General features: G+C 41.7%; 16 protein-coding genes and 1 other annotated feature (1 of these 17 running past the window's edge). Of the genes, 1 reads left to right on the top strand and 15 read right to left on the bottom strand.

Features of this window, described 5'->3' with window-relative positions; all coding sequences use genetic code 11:
- Positions 1-64: 64 nt before the first annotated feature.
- The 6 genes from map to NQ560_RS14260 all read right to left on the bottom strand — a co-directional run bounded on the left by map (position 65) and on the right by NQ560_RS14260 (position 8,445).
- Positions 65-874: a type I methionyl aminopeptidase gene (gene map, locus NQ560_RS14235; protein ID WP_005335270.1), complete on the bottom strand. Its 810-nt coding sequence runs from the start codon at positions 872-874 to the stop codon at positions 65-67.
- Positions 867-2,918 carry a glycoside hydrolase family 13 protein gene (locus NQ560_RS14240; protein ID WP_005335268.1) on the bottom strand — a complete coding sequence of 684 codons (2,052 nt, stop codon included), beginning with the start codon at positions 2,916-2,918 and terminating at the stop codon, positions 867-869. The genes map and NQ560_RS14240 overlap by 8 nt, the downstream gene beginning before the upstream one ends.
- Positions 2,919-4,757 carry an ATP-dependent zinc metalloprotease FtsH gene (gene ftsH, locus NQ560_RS14245; RefSeq protein ID WP_005335266.1) on the bottom strand — a complete coding sequence of 613 codons (1,839 nt, stop codon included), beginning with the start codon at positions 4,755-4,757 and terminating at the stop codon, positions 2,919-2,921.
- A gap of 15 nt (positions 4,758-4,772) precedes the next feature.
- Entirely contained in the window at positions 4,773-5,300 is a 528-nt protein-coding gene (hpt, locus tag NQ560_RS14250) for a hypoxanthine phosphoribosyltransferase (protein WP_005337320.1), read from the bottom strand.
- Entirely contained in the window at positions 5,272-6,822 is a 1,551-nt protein-coding gene (tilS, locus tag NQ560_RS14255) for a tRNA lysidine(34) synthetase TilS (protein ID WP_005335259.1), read from the bottom strand. Before tilS ends, hpt begins: the two co-directional genes overlap by 29 nt.
- A 213-nt stretch (positions 6,823-7,035) precedes the next feature.
- A complete protein-coding gene (locus NQ560_RS14260; protein ID WP_005335233.1) occupies positions 7,036-8,445 on the bottom strand; it encodes a SpoIIE family protein phosphatase in 1,410 nt (469 codons plus the stop codon).
- A 475-nt stretch (positions 8,446-8,920) separates the two neighbouring features.
- Between NQ560_RS14260 and NQ560_RS14265 the strand changes: the two genes are divergently transcribed.
- The gene (locus NQ560_RS14265; RefSeq protein ID WP_040015636.1) at positions 8,921-9,202 is read left to right on the top strand and encodes a hypothetical protein; all 282 of its coding nucleotides are present in this window, start codon (positions 8,921-8,923) and stop codon (positions 9,200-9,202) included.
- 180 nt (positions 9,203-9,382) lie between these two features.
- On the opposite strand, the gene NQ560_RS14270 is transcribed toward NQ560_RS14265, so the two are convergent.
- The 9 genes from NQ560_RS14270 to proS form a co-directional block, all read right to left on the bottom strand.
- Positions 9,383-9,706 carry an FtsB family cell division protein gene (locus NQ560_RS14270; protein WP_040015635.1) on the bottom strand — a complete coding sequence of 108 codons (324 nt, stop codon included), beginning with the start codon at positions 9,704-9,706 and terminating at the stop codon, positions 9,383-9,385.
- Positions 9,707-9,783: 77 nt separating this feature from the next.
- Positions 9,784-10,095: a spore cortex biosynthesis protein YabQ gene (gene yabQ / locus NQ560_RS15815; RefSeq protein WP_005335224.1), complete on the bottom strand. Its 312-nt coding sequence runs from the start codon at positions 10,093-10,095 to the stop codon at positions 9,784-9,786.
- Positions 10,096-10,122: 27 nt separating this feature from the next.
- The gene (gene yabP / locus NQ560_RS14280) at positions 10,123-10,419 is read right to left on the bottom strand and encodes a sporulation protein YabP (RefSeq protein WP_005335222.1); all 297 of its coding nucleotides are present in this window, start codon (positions 10,417-10,419) and stop codon (positions 10,123-10,125) included.
- 49 nt (positions 10,420-10,468) lie between these two features.
- Positions 10,469-10,708, bottom strand: a complete 240-nt coding sequence (locus tag NQ560_RS14285) for an RNA-binding S4 domain-containing protein (protein WP_005335220.1) — start codon at positions 10,706-10,708, stop codon at positions 10,469-10,471.
- A 155-nt stretch (positions 10,709-10,863) separates the two neighbouring features.
- Complete coding sequence (locus NQ560_RS14290) at positions 10,864-11,139, bottom strand: HU family DNA-binding protein (RefSeq protein ID WP_005335218.1); 276 nt, start codon at positions 11,137-11,139, stop codon at positions 10,864-10,866.
- 131 nt (positions 11,140-11,270) lie between these two features.
- On the bottom strand, positions 11,271-12,293 hold the full coding sequence (locus NQ560_RS14295; protein WP_005335216.1) for a protein kinase family protein: 1,023 nt from the start codon (positions 12,291-12,293) through the stop codon (positions 11,271-11,273).
- A gap of 126 nt (positions 12,294-12,419) precedes the next feature.
- Positions 12,420-13,751 (bottom strand): CCA tRNA nucleotidyltransferase, encoded by a 1,332-nt coding sequence (locus NQ560_RS14300; protein ID WP_005335214.1) that lies wholly within the window; start codon positions 13,749-13,751, stop codon positions 12,420-12,422.
- A 92-nt stretch (positions 13,752-13,843) separates the two neighbouring features.
- Entirely contained in the window at positions 13,844-14,629 is a 786-nt protein-coding gene (locus tag NQ560_RS14305; RefSeq protein WP_040015634.1) for a transposase, read from the bottom strand.
- 233 nt (positions 14,630-14,862) lie between these two features.
- On the bottom strand, positions 14,863-16,305 hold the full coding sequence (gene proS / locus NQ560_RS14310) for a proline--tRNA ligase (protein ID WP_005335210.1): 1,443 nt from the start codon (positions 16,303-16,305) through the stop codon (positions 14,863-14,865).
- Positions 16,306-16,492: 187 nt separating this feature from the next.
- Positions 16,493-16,517: a binding site (T-box leader), on the bottom strand (it continues 200 nt past the right edge of the window).

Below are 16,517 nucleotides of genomic sequence, written 5' to 3' on the forward strand. Positions count from 1 at the left end.
TATGGAATCATATCTGCTCACAGCAGCAGTTGCTGTAACCAGTATCAAACAGCTTTGCTATCTATTATTTCGTCAGTACTTCTACACTCTTTTCTTTTACAAGTACCATGTACTCTACCTGGGCTGACAATCCGTCATCATCTGTATATACGGTCCAGCCGTTATCCTCATCTACATAGAACTCCGGTGTTCCCTCGTTGATCATCGGCTCGATTGTGAACATCATACCAGGAACAAGCACCATTTCACTGCCTTTTGGTGTTACATAACTTACAAATGGCTCTTCGTGGAATTCAAGACCAATTCCATGTCCTCCAATTTCCTCTACAACAGAATATCCATTTTTCTTTGCATGCGTGTTGATCGCGTATGCAATATCTCCCAGATGCCCCCATGGCTTTGCTGCCTTTAGGCCACGCTCTACACACTCCTGTGTTACACGCACGATCCGTTCTGCTCTTTCGGACACATTTCCAATCTTGAACATACGAGAAGCATCTGAATAATATCCATTTAAAATGGTTGATACGTCTACATTGATAATATCCCCTTCTACAAGGATTTCATTCTCACTTGGAATTCCGTGGCATACAACATTATTGATCGATGTACACACACTCTTTGGAAATCCTTCATATCCAAGCGGTGCCGGAATTCCTCCGTGTTCTGTCGTGAAATCATATACAAGCTTATCGATCTGCGCTGTGCTCATACCAGCTTTGATATGTGCAGCCACATGATCCAGTACTGCTGTGTTGAGGTCAGCGCTCTTTCTGATTTCGGCAATCTGCTCCGGTGTCTTAAGAAGTGACCGGTCCGGAACAATCTGTCCTTTTTCTGCAAGCGCCCAAAGTTTTACGTCTAACCTATCCATAATTAACGTCCATCTCCTTCAAAACAAGTGCGGAGTACGCACCCATGTTTACAACTATCTCTCCATCTTCTACTATATACTCTTCGTACTCAGTTGTGTAGCCCTCATGATAAGAATACATCAGCCTTCTCATACGTCCACGCATCGGGATTTCTGCCTGCCATACAGGAACCGTTACTTCCTCCAGAGCATCACTGTTATTAATGATTACAACAATCCGCTGGTTCTGATCTGTTCTTGCATAAGCCAATACATTTTCCCGCCACTCAAGCATCTGAACAGAACCTTCCCTGAACACCGGGTATCGCTTGTGGATCCGGATCATTTCTCTGTGAAATGCGATCAGCTCCTGATCCTCATGCCCCCACGGATACGTACGTCGGTTGTCTGGATCCGTGAATCCGCACACGCCGGCCTCGTCGCCATAATAAACAGTTGGTGCGCCCGGCCACGTCATCTGCATAACGACCGCCTCACGCATAACTGCCACATTGACATTTTCATTGGCTGCTTCTGCCCCCAGTTCCTGCACACGGCCGACTCTGTGATTCGTTCTCGTCAGGAATCTGGAATGGTCATGATTCGACAATTCATTCATGGAAACCTGCAGGGACGGCGTCATCATATTGCTCATGTGATGACATATCGCATTTACAAATGCGTCGGCGTTGCCTCTTAAGTCTTCTCTTGCCTCGTCACTGTGCTTCTCCATCCCAGTCAAAAACCAGGTGACCGGCTCCATAAATGCGTCGTAGTTCATGATGGTATCCCACTCATCACCTTCCAGCCACTCGCTTGGATCTCCGTAATGCTCCGCCAGAATCAGTGCTTCCGGATTTGCTTCTTTTACAACTTTACGGAACTTTTTCCAGAATTCGTGATTGTACTCGTTACTTCTTCCAAGATCCGCTGCCACATCCAAGCGCCAGCCATCCGCATTGTACGGCGGTGACACCCATTTCTTCGCAATCTCAAAAATATAAGCTTCCAGTTTCGGTGAATCTTCGTAGTTCAGCTTCGGCAGTGTATCATGTCCCCACCATCCGTCATATGAACCATTGTATGGCCAGCGTTCCCGCTCTTCCTGAAAGAACCGGAAATAGCTGCGATACGGGCTGTCTGCGCTGACATATGCTCCCGGTGCATACCCTTCCTGTTTCTCGTAAATGCGTTCTCTGTCCAGCCATTTATTGAAGGATCCACAGTGATTGAACACTCCATCCAGAATCACCTTCATGCCGCGCCGATGCACCTCTTCCACAAACTGAACAAAAAATTCATTGCTGGCTTCCAGATTCTTTTTGTCCGTCACTCGTTTTTGATATTTCGTGGCATTGGCATTTTCATGATCGCCCTCTGCCAGTATATTTCCGCCGTCTTCAACAATCACTCCATAATGAGGATCAATGTAATCATAATCCTGAATGTCATATTTGTGATTGGAAGGAGATACAAAAATTGGATTAAAGTATAACACTTCTACTCCAAGATCCTGTAAATAGTCCAGTTTATCCCAGACTCCTTTTAAATCTCCACCATAGAATTCCCGCACATCCATGGTTGCCGGATAGCGGTTCCAGTCTGTAACTTTTCTACTGTAGTCTCCGATATAGTAATATTCCCGGTCTTCCACATCATTGTCAGGGGCACCGTTGCAGAAACGATCTGTAAATATCTGATACATGACTGCGCCTTTCGCCCACTTCGGTGTACGAAAGCCCGGACAGACTACATAATCATAGTCTGACACCACTCGCTCTGACACTCCGCACCGGTTATAATAGCATACTTCACTGCCGCTTCGGATCTCAAAATAATACCGGAACGGCTCCTCGCCCAGCTGTCTTTTTATCTCATAATAGTCAAATACTTCGCCCGTCTGTGCCTTCTCCATCTCATACCGGATTTTCTCGTGAACAAGGCAGACATGTTCTGCATCGTCCTTAGCGGTACGGAACCGGAACACAACTTCTTCGTTGCGCTCCGGTTCGGACGGATTCACATACTGCGAAGTACCGTCGCAAAATAATGCTTTCTTATTCATCTATGCTTCATCTCCAAACAACGCTTCAAACTCTTCTCTGGAAATCTTTTCTTTTTCCAAAAGCAGTTCTGCACATGCATGAAGTACATGATCGTACTCATGAATAATGCTCTTCGCCTTTGCATAGCACTCATCTATGATCCGTTTTACTTCCTGATCGATCACACCGGCAACATTCTCACCGTAACCCCTGGAAGCATGGGCAAGATCTCTTCCGATGAAAACTTCATCGCTGTCATCGTCGTAATTGATCAGTCCGACTTTCTCAGACATACCGAACTTCGTTACCATGGATTTCGCAATACCAGTCGCCTGTTTAATATCCTGAGAAGCTCCTGTCGTAATATCATCAAAAATGATTTCTTCCGCAACACGGCCGCCAAGTGCCACTGTGATATCCTGCAGCATCTTGCCTTTTGTATTGAACATTTCGTCCTGCTCCGGAAGCGGCATCGTATATCCGCCGGCACTTCCGGTCGGAATGATAGATACACTGTACACCGGTCCCACGTCCGGAAGGACATGGAACAAAATTGCATGACCTGCCTCGTGGAAAGCTGTGATTCTTCTTTCTTTTTCAGAAATAACACGGCTCTTTTTCTCTGCTCCGATTCCGACTTTGATAAATGCTTTCTGGATGTCTTCCTGCTTTAAGAAGAGGCGTCCTGCTTTTGCTGCCAGAATTGCCGCTTCATTTAATAAGTTTTCAAGATCTGCTCCTGCAAATCCTGCAGTTGTCTGCGCGATCTGTTTCAGATCGATCTCCTCACTGAGCGGTTTTCCCTTTGCGTGAACTTTTAAAATTTCTTCTCTTCCCTGTACATCCGGTCTTCCGACTACGACTTTACGGTCAAAACGTCCCGGACGAAGGATTGCAGGATCCAGAATGTCGACACGGTTCGTTGCTGCCATGACAATGATCCCTTCATTGACACCGAATCCGTCCATCTCAACAAGTAACTGGTTCAATGTCTGCTCACGCTCATCATGACCGCCGCCCATACCGGTTCCTCTTCGTCTTGCGACTGCATCAATCTCATCGATAAAAATGATGCACGGTGCATTTTTCTTAGCCTCTTCGAATAAGTCACGGACTCTGGAAGCTCCGACTCCGACAAACATTTCCACAAAATCAGATCCGGAAATAGTAAAGAACGGAACTCCTGCCTCTCCGGCTACTGCCTTGGCCAGCAGTGTCTTTCCGGTTCCCGGAGGTCCCACAAGGAGAACTCCTTTCGGGATACGCGCTCCAACCTGGATATATTTCTTAGGTTCTTTCAGGAAATCAACAATCTCCTCCAGCTCCTCTTTCTCTTCTTTCAGTCCTGCAACATGATCAAATGTAACCTTCTTGTCGCTGTCTGTGCTTAACTTTGCACGGCTCTTTCCAAAGCTCATGGCTTTGCTTCCGGCATTTCCTCCCTGACGGTTCATCATCATAAAAATGAACATCACACCTGCAAGTGTAAGAAGCACCGGCAGAATTGTTGTTGAAAATAATGTGTCCTGCGGAACATCTGCCATATCATAGTCCAGCTTATTCTCTTTCAGATAATCCTGCACTTCATTAATATCTGAAACATACAGATACCGCACCTGCTTACCGTCTTTATCTTCCTTCTTCAGTTTGATTTCCACATGTCCGGTCGGCACATTTTTATTCTGAATCACAGAAATGCTGTCTACATTGTCTCCTGTAACCAGTGTCTGAAACTCACTCCAGGTAAGTCTGTCACTCTGGTTCTCGAACATGTTCGTAAACCAGAGCACTGCAAACAGGAATACAACAAGAACTAAAAGACCGGCTCCGCTGATTCCTTTATTTTTTCTAGTGTCCAAGCTTTTTGCTCCCTTCTACTCCACACCTTCTACAACTCCGATGTATGGAAGATTTCTATATTTCTGGGCATAATCCAGACCGTAGCCCACAACAAATTCATCTGGAATGTTAAATCCGACATAATCAACCTTCACGTCTTTGACACGTCTTTCCGGTTTATCTAATAATGTACAAAGTCTCAGGCTCTTTGGTCCACGTTTTTTAAGAATTTCAATCAGATAAGAAAGTGTTCTTCCTGAATCAATGATATCTTCTACGATCAGAACATCTTTTCCTTCCAGTGTCTCATCAAGGTCTTTTGCAATCTTAACTACACCGCTTGAAGCTGTTCCGTCACCATAACTGCTAACACTCATAAAGTCCATGGACACCGGCACGGTAATTCTCTTTGCCAGTTCGCACATAAAGAATACGCCACCTTTTAATACACAGATGAGATGCACTTCTTTTCCTTCATAATCTTTACTGATCTGCTCTCCAAGATCACGGATCCTCTTATCAACTTCTTCTTCCTCAACTAATACTCTTACTGTCTCTGCCATAATTTTCTCCTTTGCAAAAGTGAATTTCTAAAATCTTTTTTGTAGATTCTGTAATCTGATAACGCTGGCTCTGTCTGTGACCGACCACCCACATAATATCGTGCCCATCTGCCACCAGCCAGACTTTCTCTCGCTCTTCCTGCGAAATTTTCTCATTAATAAAATACTTTTTCAGCCTTTGCGTTCCTCCATTTTTGTTAATTGCAAGGACATCTCCGGCCTGTCTGTGTCTGATTTCCACAGTGTTATTAATTATATCATAATCGAACCATTTCGTGTAGGTTTTTTCGGGAAATGCTTTCATTCCAGGCGGTCTTTCGAAAATGCGGAACTGAAACAAAGCCTCTGGATTTTCTATATTTTCATCATTTAAATGGTTTGGATCAATCATTTTTGTAGAAATGACTGGTTTCTTTTCAAACTTCACTCCTCCATAAATGCGGCTCGCCGTCACAGCATAAGGCAAATCTATTTTCCGTCCCACCTGCCGGTTCAAAAGCTCCTCTACCGCCTGTACATGTACTGCACTGATATCCTTCTCGTGCCCCGCAGCTTCACAGATGATCCGGTGGATCACATAACTTTTTAACGGTACCGGGACTTTGTCATATTCATTTTTATTCAGAATCAGACTAATAGCTCCTGTAGCAAGATTTGTTTCTTTCCGACATGATTGTGGCTCTATCTGCAACACTTTTTTCTTATACTCCTCAATCTGCATATCCACATAACTCCAAAGTTCACGCACGCTCTGAGCTGTTCTGGAAATGTGCCAGACTGCCTGTTCATTTATTTCCTCCAGTTGTGGAATAACCTGATTACGAAGCTTATTTCTTGCATAAACATTTTCTGCATTCGTCTCGTCTGTACAATAAGATATTCCCACTTTTTCTAGATATGATTCAATCTCATTTCTTCCTATATTAAGAAGTGGACGAATCCAAAATCCGGACACCGGCGCAATCCCGCCAAGTCCCCGGACATCTGTTCCCCGGCACAAATGAAATAACACAGTCTCGGCCTCATCATTTCTGTGGTGTGCCAGCGCAATTTTCCCAAAACCTTGTGCGCTCTCTTGTCTGCCATTGGCACACTCAGCATGGCGGGACTGGATATCACCATATTGAGCATTGTCACATGGAACATCACTATACTGGTTTCTTACTTCCAGAAATGCCTCTCTCCTGGCCTTTCTGCCCGCTTCCTCTTCAGACATATTCCAGCATTTTGCAAGTTCTCTTATATTCTTATGATAAACAACAAGCGGAACATTCCACGCATCACAAATTTTCCGCACATAACGCTCGTCTGCGTCAGCACTATCTCCGCGAAGGCCATGATGTACATGCACCGCCGTAATTTCCAACGTTCCATCTCCGCTTTTTTGTCGTTCATCCCGAAGCTTTGTAAGCACAAAAAGCAGGCATACGGAATCTGCACCTCCCGATACGCCTACAATTACTCTGTCCTTTTTCTCCAGCATATGCTGTTCTTCTACATAAGCTTTTACTTTCTGATACATCTGCTTTATCCTGTTAGGACGACTCTCTAATCATCTGCCCAAACATTTCCTCGCTTATTTGTTATTCAAGAATGGCTTTGATTTCTGATATCAATATATAAAATTTGCCCGCAAATTGCAAGTTTTCCATATATTTTCTCTATTTCACTATTTACATATAGACCATATTCCTTTTTTATTCTTAGAGGCAAATACTTCAACTACAATGATATTCTAAAGCTTCCAGATTCCTGTCACAAGAATTGTCATATCATCAAGAGGCGCTGCGCCTGCATATTCCATGACCCGGTTCAAAATGTGATGTGCCATTTCTCCCGGATTCTGGGACTCCACCTGACAAATGAATTCTTCCATGAGGCTGTCCTGTTTCCCCGTCGGCAAGGTGTCCAATACACCGTCTGTCACCATAACAAGAAAGTCGCCATCTTCAAGTTGTCGCCGCTCCGGTTCTATATCAAGCCTTGCCAGCGCACCAATCGGAAGGGAAATAGAATGCACTTCCTCCACCTCATCTTTTCGTTTTATATATGTAGTGGCTGCTCCTGCTTTTACTATCTCACAGCTTGCATCGTACAGATCAATAATCGCCACATCAATCGTGGAAAACATTACTTCTTCCCGACCGGTCACGAGGGCTGTATTCATAATCTGAACTGCCGTTTTTACCGGGAATCCAGCGTTTAAAAGCTCTTCTAACATTTCCACTACCATCGTACTCTCCCGAAATGCGCGCTCACCTGAACCCATACCGTCTGACAGTGCCACACCTTTTCTTCCTCCCGGCAAGTCCGAGGTCAAAAATGTATCTCCGGAAATTTTCTCGCTGCCTTTTCCTATTTTGGCCACACCCTGGATCGTGTGAAATCTTGCTCCTTCCACGCAGGCAACTGTGCAGTACTCGTCCCCGATAATTGGGCGTTCTCCCCTCCCGGGAACCATGATCCGGCCTGCCATTTTCCCAACTTCTGACGCCAGTTCTTTCATAGCGACAATATGCCCCTTGGACGCCTTTAACGTCAAATGTATCTCATATTTTCCCTGGGCGGTCATATAAAAAACCGAGGACAAAATCTTGATTCCGGACTTTTTTAACTGATTTCGGATTTTCTTTTTCAAATGCTCATCTTCAAATATCCCGGCATCCAGTTCGTGAGTCGTATAGCACAAAGTCTTCGCCAGGTCATTTAACTGCGCAGCAAAGCCCTCCCGGTTCTGTACCATTTTATTATTCCATATCAACTTCTGTCTCACATTTTCATAATTTTCCAGTGTCTCCCGCAAAAATCTCGGTGCCAAAAGGCACTGCTTCATAAGCCTGCGTTTTAATTCCACATTTAGCTCGGCACCGTAGTCCTGAACCGCACACAGAATTTCCCGCATCATATGATACGTTTGCTGCCGTCTCTCCCCCAGACATTTTTCTCGATTTTCACACTCCCGACACACCTTCTGAGTCACACGCTCAAAAATGTCGTCATTTTCCTCATTTGTAAATGTAGCGCGATAATCCTCCAGCTTTGAAAATGTATCTGACAGCTTCTTTAAAGATCCTGCAAACTTGTCTACTTGAATCACATACGGATTCGTGAAAATCTGTGCTCCCCGCTCTTTCAATTCCTGCATAAAAATCTCCCCTTACTAATTCTTCTATCTCAGCTTTCGTATTCCCGCTCCGCTTTTTTCAAGAATGCCTCGGCATTCTTGTTGCGAGGTGCGCGTCATGCAATTGTATGACATACTTCTACTGCGCACCTCTGCAAGTCTACACTCCGTTTCGGTCGGCGCAAAACCATTGTCCACCGGACAATGTGCGCCCTGCCGGTGGCTTTTTTATATAATAGGAAATGCAATTTCTATTATGATTAGGATGTCAAAAGGTCACTGACCTTTGATATATATTTGTACCTTGAAAACTTAACACGATATATGAAATGAAATCATATTGATATCTGGTAAATTCAAGAATGCCTCGGCATTCTTGCTGCGAGGTGCTCATCATGCAATTGCATGACATACTTCTACTGCGCACCTCTGCAAGTCCACACTCCGTTTCGGTCGGCGCAAAACCATTGTCCACCGGACAATGTGCGCCCTGCCGGTGGCTATATCAGCTGGGGGATTGACTCCCACCACTGATACCAGCTTGTTTCTCACCACCTATAGAGGTGGGAGTCATCTCCCAGCTAATATATACGCTGATAATCAGTTTATGAAAAACTATCTGGAACAACAGAATACTTTTGATGAAGGAGCTTTTATTGTTGCAGATGGTGCTTATAGCGGTGAAGAAAATTCGCAGATAGCAACATTGGATTTTCAAAAGCTATTGGATTATATCAATAGCTTGAATAATTGCGCTCCAAAAATAGAAACGGCATAAAACAACCAAGAAAGTCATCTACAATATCGTTAGTCCACAAGTCTAAGGCAAAACTCAAACGCAATTCGTGTTAAATTTTCAAGGTACAAATAAAATCATATATTAATTAACGTGTCTTTTGACACCCTAATCCTATTATACAAAAAAGCTTCGGGCTTTCGCCCAAAGCTTTTTCATTCGTTACTTTGCTTTTAATATGATCTCATTTTCATTCACCAGACCAAGCTTTTCCTTCGCAATCTCTTCCACATACTCGTCAGTTCCAACGTATGCTTCCATATCGTCTATCTCCTGTGATCTGGCTTTCTCTTCATCTATCTGTTTCTTAAGCTCCGTCTCCTGAGCCAAATAACTTTTCTCCTTCGCCCGAAGAGAAATTCCACCGACCACTACAAGTGCTGTCATCAAAAGAATTACACCTGTAATTACAAGCACACTCAACTTGTGTTGATTCGTCCGCCTCCTGGACCTTCTCTTACGGCTATTACGCCTCGTATCTTTCATATTAATACTCACCCTTGTCTTCGGTTCCCACACCGATTTATACCTTTTTATAATAATAACTTTTTCCCTGAAATTTATCAAGTTTTACGGGTGTAGATTTTTTTACACATTTTTTTAACTTTCTGCAAAAGCCATGACATCAAGCACGCTCCAACTACAACACCTAGTATATAATACCAGCGCACACTACCACTACTAGTGTGGTAAATTTGCACAAACAGATACATTTCCACAAAAATCCAGTAAAACAAGTCCTCTATTCCGACTGCGAGAAACGAATGTTTCACAATATCCCGGAAGCATTCCAGGCATCTGTATGTTCCTCTTAAAAATAATCCAGATGAAAATGCAGTCAGAAAAATTAATAATTCTTTTTCAATCCCAATCATTGACTTTCCTGCAACTTTCCGCACACATTAACGAAACAAACGTGCAAATAAATTCTCTCCCTGTTTTTGTTCTGCATGCACATCCGAATAAGCAATACTGTCAATATTTCCGGACAAATCCACTTCTCCTTTTTCCAGACTCAGCCGGTTTACATGAAGGTCCGTCCCCTTCACCATCAACATTCCCTGCTCCGTTTCCAGTAGAACTTCATTCAAATCAAAAGATAATACATCCTTCACACCCGTCACCAGACTTGCGGTCCGGTTATTCAAAACCAGTTTATGCCCCCGCATAGCTGGTTTTGATACATTTCTCTCATCCATGCACATCACAACCTTTCTTAGTAATCATATGAAAGGTATCCTGCATTTATTACAGATATTTGAACAAGTCTTTCGCCTCTTCCTTCTTCGTCGTCTCCTGAATATCCAGGACTTCGACTTTCACAGTTCTTGTACCAAACTGAATTTCAATAATATCTCCAACTTTAACCTTGACCGAAGCCTTCGCAACACTACCATTGACCAGCACTCGCCCAGCATCACAAGCTTCATTCGCAACCGTTCTGCGCTTGATTAAACGCGACACCTTCAAAAATTTATCTAATCTCATAATATTTCTCCATTTTCTTCCAATTGGGGACGGGGTTTTTTCAAAAAAACCCCGTCCCCAATTAAATTGTACGCTTCTTACACACAATTTCCATATACCAAAAAGAACGAGGAGCCAACAACTCCCCGCCCGTACACTTATCTAGAACTAATCCATTACTCGTTAACAGCGTCTTTTAATGCTTTACCAGCTTTGAACTTAGGTGCTTTGCAAGCTTCAATCTTCATTGTCTCCCCTGTAGACGGATTTCTTCCCTCTCTTGCAGCTCTCTCGCTTGTCTCGAATGTTCCGAATCCAACTAACTGAATCTTATGACCTTTCTTAAGTTCTTCTGTAACTACATCAACAAAAGCTTTTAAAGCTTTTTCAGAATCTTTCTTAGAAATCTCTGCTTTGTCAGCAATAGCTGCTACTAATTCTGTTTTGTTCATGGATAATTTCCTCCTCCTGTTTATCTAGGCACCCTGCCTCTAGATATTGTTATACCTGTTTTCCCTATATTTGTCAAGGATATTTACCCTTTTTACCGCGTATTTATAGGCTTTTTAGGCATTTTTAAGATTTAAATCCGGGCATCAAAAAAGTGATTTAAAAAATGTTCTTTTTCCTTCATTTGTCTAACTGCCATCTGCATTTTTTCAACATTTTTTATTGATATCCATGCTTTATTTGAATGATAATATGAATTTGCAACTTTAAAAAATTTTTCTGGATACATCAATCTATTTTTCAAATATTCCAATTCATTTTTCCCCAACGGTATAATTGCTGAATATGCATTGAGTATTCCATCGCTGATCCATTCTTTGAACCCTTGTTTTTCCATTGCCTTTCTTAAGAAATAATACAAATCCTCTACTTGAACATTCTTTTTAAAATGATCAAAATTCACCGTGTAAACATTTAACTTTCTATGCCCATAATTATCTTTTTCAGAAGTCGCATCAAACAAAATATTGTGGTAATTGTATTCACCATGTACCATATATCCTGCATCAATGCTTTGTTGATAAAGCTGTTTATATCCCGAAGCTTTCAGGCTTTTAACCGCTGCGTCTGCCCATGCTTCCATCTGATCAAAATACTCCAGGAACAAATATTCAAACTCCCCTTTCGGAGAAACATTTCTGATGTATGCCCGCACTTTACGTAATTCTCGATTATGTCTTATATACCCCTCCTCCAAATTCTCCGCTTCCGACACATTTTCCATTATTTTTTTTCTCATCAACAAATGTATCTTCGCCAAATTACCTGCTGCCTCAAAAAGTTCTGCCGCTCTTCTTACATCGCATTCCCGCCCCGGCGGCATTCGTCTAAGCATGTAAATACTTCCATCAAACCCCTTTGTCACATAATCTCCTTCCCGGTTTTTCACTGGCATATCTATAGTTTGATAACCATAATCCATAAAATACTCATACAATTCGATAAGCGCAGGAAGCCTCTTTTCAGATACCCCTACCTCTCTCATTAAAAACACACCCTTATCTGTGCTGCATAAAATAGCACCCCTGGTCTTCCGGGTGCTATTTACGGCAATTTCATATTGTTCTAATATATTATCCCGTTCATAATCTTGCATATTCAGCCCCCTGCACTCTACTACATATTCTCTCTATCCTATGAAAACAATTGCGAAAATATGCAAATGGGGACGGAGTTTTTTCAAAAAAACCCCGTCCCCATTTGAACTTCAACCTGTCCCTTTTTAAATTGTAGCTTTTTTCAGTAAAATTTCTTTCTGATTCAATTCTGGATCTTCTATAACCATTTCCAGTAATCGATTCAATATTTCACCAATTTCTTTTCCTGGCTTAATTCCAATAGCTATCAAATCGCTACCACTTACAGCCAGTTCTTTCAATGAAACACATTGCTTCGCCTCTTTAATTTTTGCATACAGTATTTCTATATCATCTAGATTTTTTAGTTTTCGTTCCCGCAAATATGTACTCTGTGCTAACACATCCGCACGTCTCACTTCCATATAATATTCGAAAATGTCTTCGCCAATCTTATTCATGGCTCTCCTTACATTTTTCGCTTCTGCCGGCATACGATAATCATGATAAAGCACCAGCCTTGCAACAGTTCGAATTGTCTCATTATCAAATTTTAATCTTTTTAAAATTTCTTTGGCAATATGCTCACTACCAATTGCATGTTTTTTAAAATGTGCCTGTCCCGTCTCATCCATAGTCTTGTACTCAGGTTTCCCCATGTCATGAAGCAACATTGTAATACGTAATATTCTATCCGGACGCACCCTCATTAATGCATGTAATGTATGCTCCCCTACATTGTACATATGGTGTGGCGTCTCCTGTTCCGTCTTCATAAGAAGATCAAATTCCGGCAAAAACTGCTTTGTAATTCCAAGTTCATAAGCTGTCCGTAACATATCCGGTCTATCAGAAACTAATGTTTTTACCAATTCCACCTGAATTCGCTCTGCACTAATTTTCCGAAGCGTTGGAGCCAGCTCTTTCATAGCCATTCTCGCCTCGTCATCAATTTCAAATCCAAGCTGTGCCGCAAACCGTATTCCTCTTAATATACGCAAAGCATCTTCCGAAAATCTTGCCGTTGCATCTCCCACACAGCGAATAACTCCTTTTTTCAAATCTTCCATTCCGCCAAAAATATCTACAAGTCCATCTGCATCATTATATGCCATCGCATTGATTGTAAAATCTCGCCGGAGAAGATCCTCTTTTAACGACCTAGTAAATGTAACCTCCTTCGGATGTCTGTTATCTTCATATTTTCCATCAATTCGATAGGTCGTCACCTCGTATCCTTCATGATCGAGCAAAACTGTAATTGTTCCATGCTCAATCCCTGTATCAAATGTCTTATCAAACAATGTTTTTGTTTCCTGAGGCATCGCAGAAGTTGTAATATCCCAATCTTGAGGAATTCGTCCCAATACGGAATCCCGTACACATCCTCCGACCGCATAAGCCTCATAACCATGTGTCTGAAGCGTCTCTATAATCTTTTTCACATTCTCAGGTAATACAATCTTCCGGTTTTCCATTCTCATATGCCTCCTTATTAATCTGTATTATTATAACACACTTTCAATTGGGGACGTGTTTTTTTCAAAAAAACTCCGTCCCCAATTGAATCTTATCCTGTCCCATTTTGAATTGTGTAAAGTTCACCTTCAATTTGTTTTCTAATCCTCTTTACATAACTTTTCGAGACTCCTAGCTTTTCTTTTACTGCATTTTCGAATTGCACTCTACTTTCTACGAACTGTAAAATCTCCAATCCTTGAAGTTGTCTTTGTTCTTGCATGTTCCAAAGTATTTCCCACGCCAATTCTACATACTGCCTATACTCTTCCTCTTCTGTATCTAAAAACACATTTTCATCCTTTTCCTGATGAAATGTTCCAATTGATGTCCCATCTTTAAATTTTTCCTCATATAACTTTAATGCTTTTTCACATAATACTTCTCTATTCTTTCTTTTCCCAGTATATTCCCTCATGCTGCTATGTTCATATTGCATTATGTTACTACATATTTTTGCTTTTACTGGATTCATATGAATATAACGCAAGCAGCTCCAAAAATACCTTTCATCTTCTATACACTGCGTATTATATCGATTTTCAAATACATAACCAGTACGATCATGCTTATAATTATAATATTTCGCATATCTTCCCAACACTTTTGCCATAAATATTGGCATAATTTCTTTCTCAGCTTTTGCTAAAAGGTGAAAATGATTTGACATAACACAATATGCATAGATCTCAATATTACAATCTTTTAAATTGTCTTTAAGCAAATTCAAAAACCTGGTTTTTTCGCGTTTTTCACCGAAAATATTTTCCCGATCCAAACCTCTGGATACAATATGATAAAAACCCGTTGCACTTTCACGCCTTGCTCTTCTCGGCATAGGCATCCTCCTCCCTATCTACTTTTCTTCCATAAATGTTGGCAATTCTCGGCGACACGCCAAATACTGATAATAATGTAGAAATATCATGAATAACAAGAATTGCGTTGTAGAATTAAATTAACACATTTGTTTCTATAATGCAAGAAATTTACGAACACAATACCATAAAATTCAATTGGGGACGGAGGTTTTTTAAAAAAACTCCGTCCCCAATTGAATTGTGTTTCTTTCTAGTAAGATTTTCCCCAATATGCCATATGTTTTGCTGGTTTTCCGCAATAAATACATTTATCAGAGATCATCGGTTCATCTTCGATCAAACATCTTGTAGCAGCTCCGCCTGTCTCATATTTCACTTCGCCTTCACATACTGGATCTCCACACCAACATGCTTTTACGAATCCGCGGTTTGCTGCGAATTTTTCTTTCATCTCGTCCATCGTTACTGCTGTATCGATGTGTGCTTTCAGGAACTCTTCTGCCTTATTGTACATATCCTGCTGGATTGTTTCAAGAATCTCACGAAGTTTTGTTGTTATTTCATCTAAGGACACAACAATCTTCTCGCGGGTATCTCGACGTACTACTACAACCTGATTATTTTCAATGTCTTTTGGTCCGATTTCAATACGTGTTGGGATTCCGAGAATCTCCTGCTCTGAGAATTTCCATCCCGGACTCTTCTCTGAATCATCAATCTTCACTCTGTATCCGGCTTTTTTCAGCTCATCAAGCAATTCATTTGCTTTTTCCAGTACTCCTTCTTTGTGCTGAGCAATTGGAATTACGCGACACTCAACTGGTGCAAGGTGCGGTGGGATAACAAGTCCGTCATCGTCACCGTGAACCATGATAAGCGCTCCGATACTTCTTGTGGACAATCCCCATGATGTCTCGTAAACATTCTTAAGCTGATTGTCTTTGTCGATATACTGAATTCCAAATGCCTCCGGAAATCCGCTTCCAAAGAAATGGCTTGTTGCGGACTGCAGTGCTTTTCCGTCGTGCATCAGTGCTTCTACTGTATAAGTATCCTGAGCTCCTGCAAATTTCTCATGCTCTGCTTTTCTACCTGCTACAAATGGTACAGCCATTGTCTCTTTGTAGAAGTCTTTGTAAATCTGCCACATCTGGATTGTTCTTTGTTCAGCCTCTTCATATGTTGCATGAATCGTGTGGCCTTCCTGCCATAAGAATTCTCTGGAACGAAGGAATGGTCTCGTTGTCTTCTCCCAGCGAAGTACGGAGCACCACTGATTCCATACTTTTGGTAAATCTCTGTAAGACTGTACTGTTCTTGCCCATAAGTCACAGAACAATGTCTCAGATGTAGGTCTTACGCAAAATCTCTCCTGGAGTCTCTCCATTCCACCGTGTGTTACCCATGCTACTTCTGGTGCAAATCCTTCGATATGATCTGCTTCTTTCTCAAGAAGTGCTTCTGGAATCAGGCATGGAAGATATACATTTTCTACACCTGTCTCTTTAAATCTTCTGTCAAGGTCAGCTTTTATAAGCTCCCAGATTGCAAATCCATTTGGAAGGTAGTTCAAGCATCCTTTTACGCTTGAATAATCACATAACTGTGCTTCTCGCACAACGTCTGTATACCACTGTGCGAAATCTTCATCACGTGATGTGATATTTTTTACTAATTTCTTATCCTTTGCCATCACAATTCTCCTTTTTCTTGTTCTTTTATTTCTGTAAAATTCTGTTCATTTCCATTTCAAAAATGTACTTTTACAGGAAATGTTTTATTTCCGAGGAGTTACTTTTTCTGCCGGGAACTTTTCATATAATTTAATAAAAATGTAATTATCTATTATATAAAAAACCGCCGACTCTTCATCTCCCCATATCAGGGACCGAAAGCTCCGGCGGT

Source organism: Dorea formicigenerans (assembly GCF_025150245.1).
Lineage (GTDB): Bacteria > Bacillota > Clostridia > Lachnospirales > Lachnospiraceae > Dorea > Dorea formicigenerans.

What these genes read in the sequence shown, in the direction of transcription:
- NQ560_RS14290 (WP_005335218.1), bottom strand. Translation starts at nt 11,139, where the DNA reads ATGAACAAAACAGAATTAGTAGCAGCTATTGCTGACAAAGCAGAGATT.
- NQ560_RS14295 (WP_005335216.1), bottom strand. Translation starts at nt 12,293, where the DNA reads ATGCAAGATTATGAACGGGATAATATATTAGAACAATATGAAATTGCC.
- NQ560_RS14300 (WP_005335214.1), bottom strand. Translation starts at nt 13,751, where the DNA reads ATGGAAAACCGGAAGATTGTATTACCTGAGAATGTGAAAAAGATTATA.
- hpt (WP_005337320.1), bottom strand. Translation starts at nt 5,300, where the DNA reads ATGGCAGAGACAGTAAGAGTATTAGTTGAGGAAGAAGAAGTTGATAAG.
- proS (WP_005335210.1), bottom strand. Translation starts at nt 16,305, where the DNA reads ATGGCAAAGGATAAGAAATTAGTAAAAAATATCACATCACGTGATGAA.
- NQ560_RS14240 (WP_005335268.1), bottom strand. Translation starts at nt 2,918, where the DNA reads ATGAATAAGAAAGCATTATTTTGCGACGGTACTTCGCAGTATGTGAAT.
- NQ560_RS14260 (WP_005335233.1), bottom strand. Translation starts at nt 8,445, where the DNA reads ATGCAGGAATTGAAAGAGCGGGGAGCACAGATTTTCACGAATCCGTAT.
- NQ560_RS14285 (WP_005335220.1), bottom strand. Translation starts at nt 10,708, where the DNA reads ATGAGATTAGATAAATTTTTGAAGGTGTCGCGTTTAATCAAGCGCAGA.
- tilS (WP_005335259.1), bottom strand. Translation starts at nt 6,822, where the DNA reads ATGTATCAGAAAGTAAAAGCTTATGTAGAAGAACAGCATATGCTGGAG.
- NQ560_RS14305 (WP_040015634.1), bottom strand. Translation starts at nt 14,629, where the DNA reads ATGCCGAGAAGAGCAAGGCGTGAAAGTGCAACGGGTTTTTATCATATT.
- map (WP_005335270.1), bottom strand. Translation starts at nt 874, where the DNA reads ATGGATAGGTTAGACGTAAAACTTTGGGCGCTTGCAGAAAAAGGACAG.
- NQ560_RS14270 (WP_040015635.1), bottom strand. Translation starts at nt 9,706, where the DNA reads ATGAAAGATACGAGGCGTAATAGCCGTAAGAGAAGGTCCAGGAGGCGG.
- yabP (WP_005335222.1), bottom strand. Translation starts at nt 10,419, where the DNA reads ATGGATGAGAGAAATGTATCAAAACCAGCTATGCGGGGGCATAAACTG.
- yabQ (WP_005335224.1), bottom strand. Translation starts at nt 10,095, where the DNA reads ATGATTGGGATTGAAAAAGAATTATTAATTTTTCTGACTGCATTTTCA.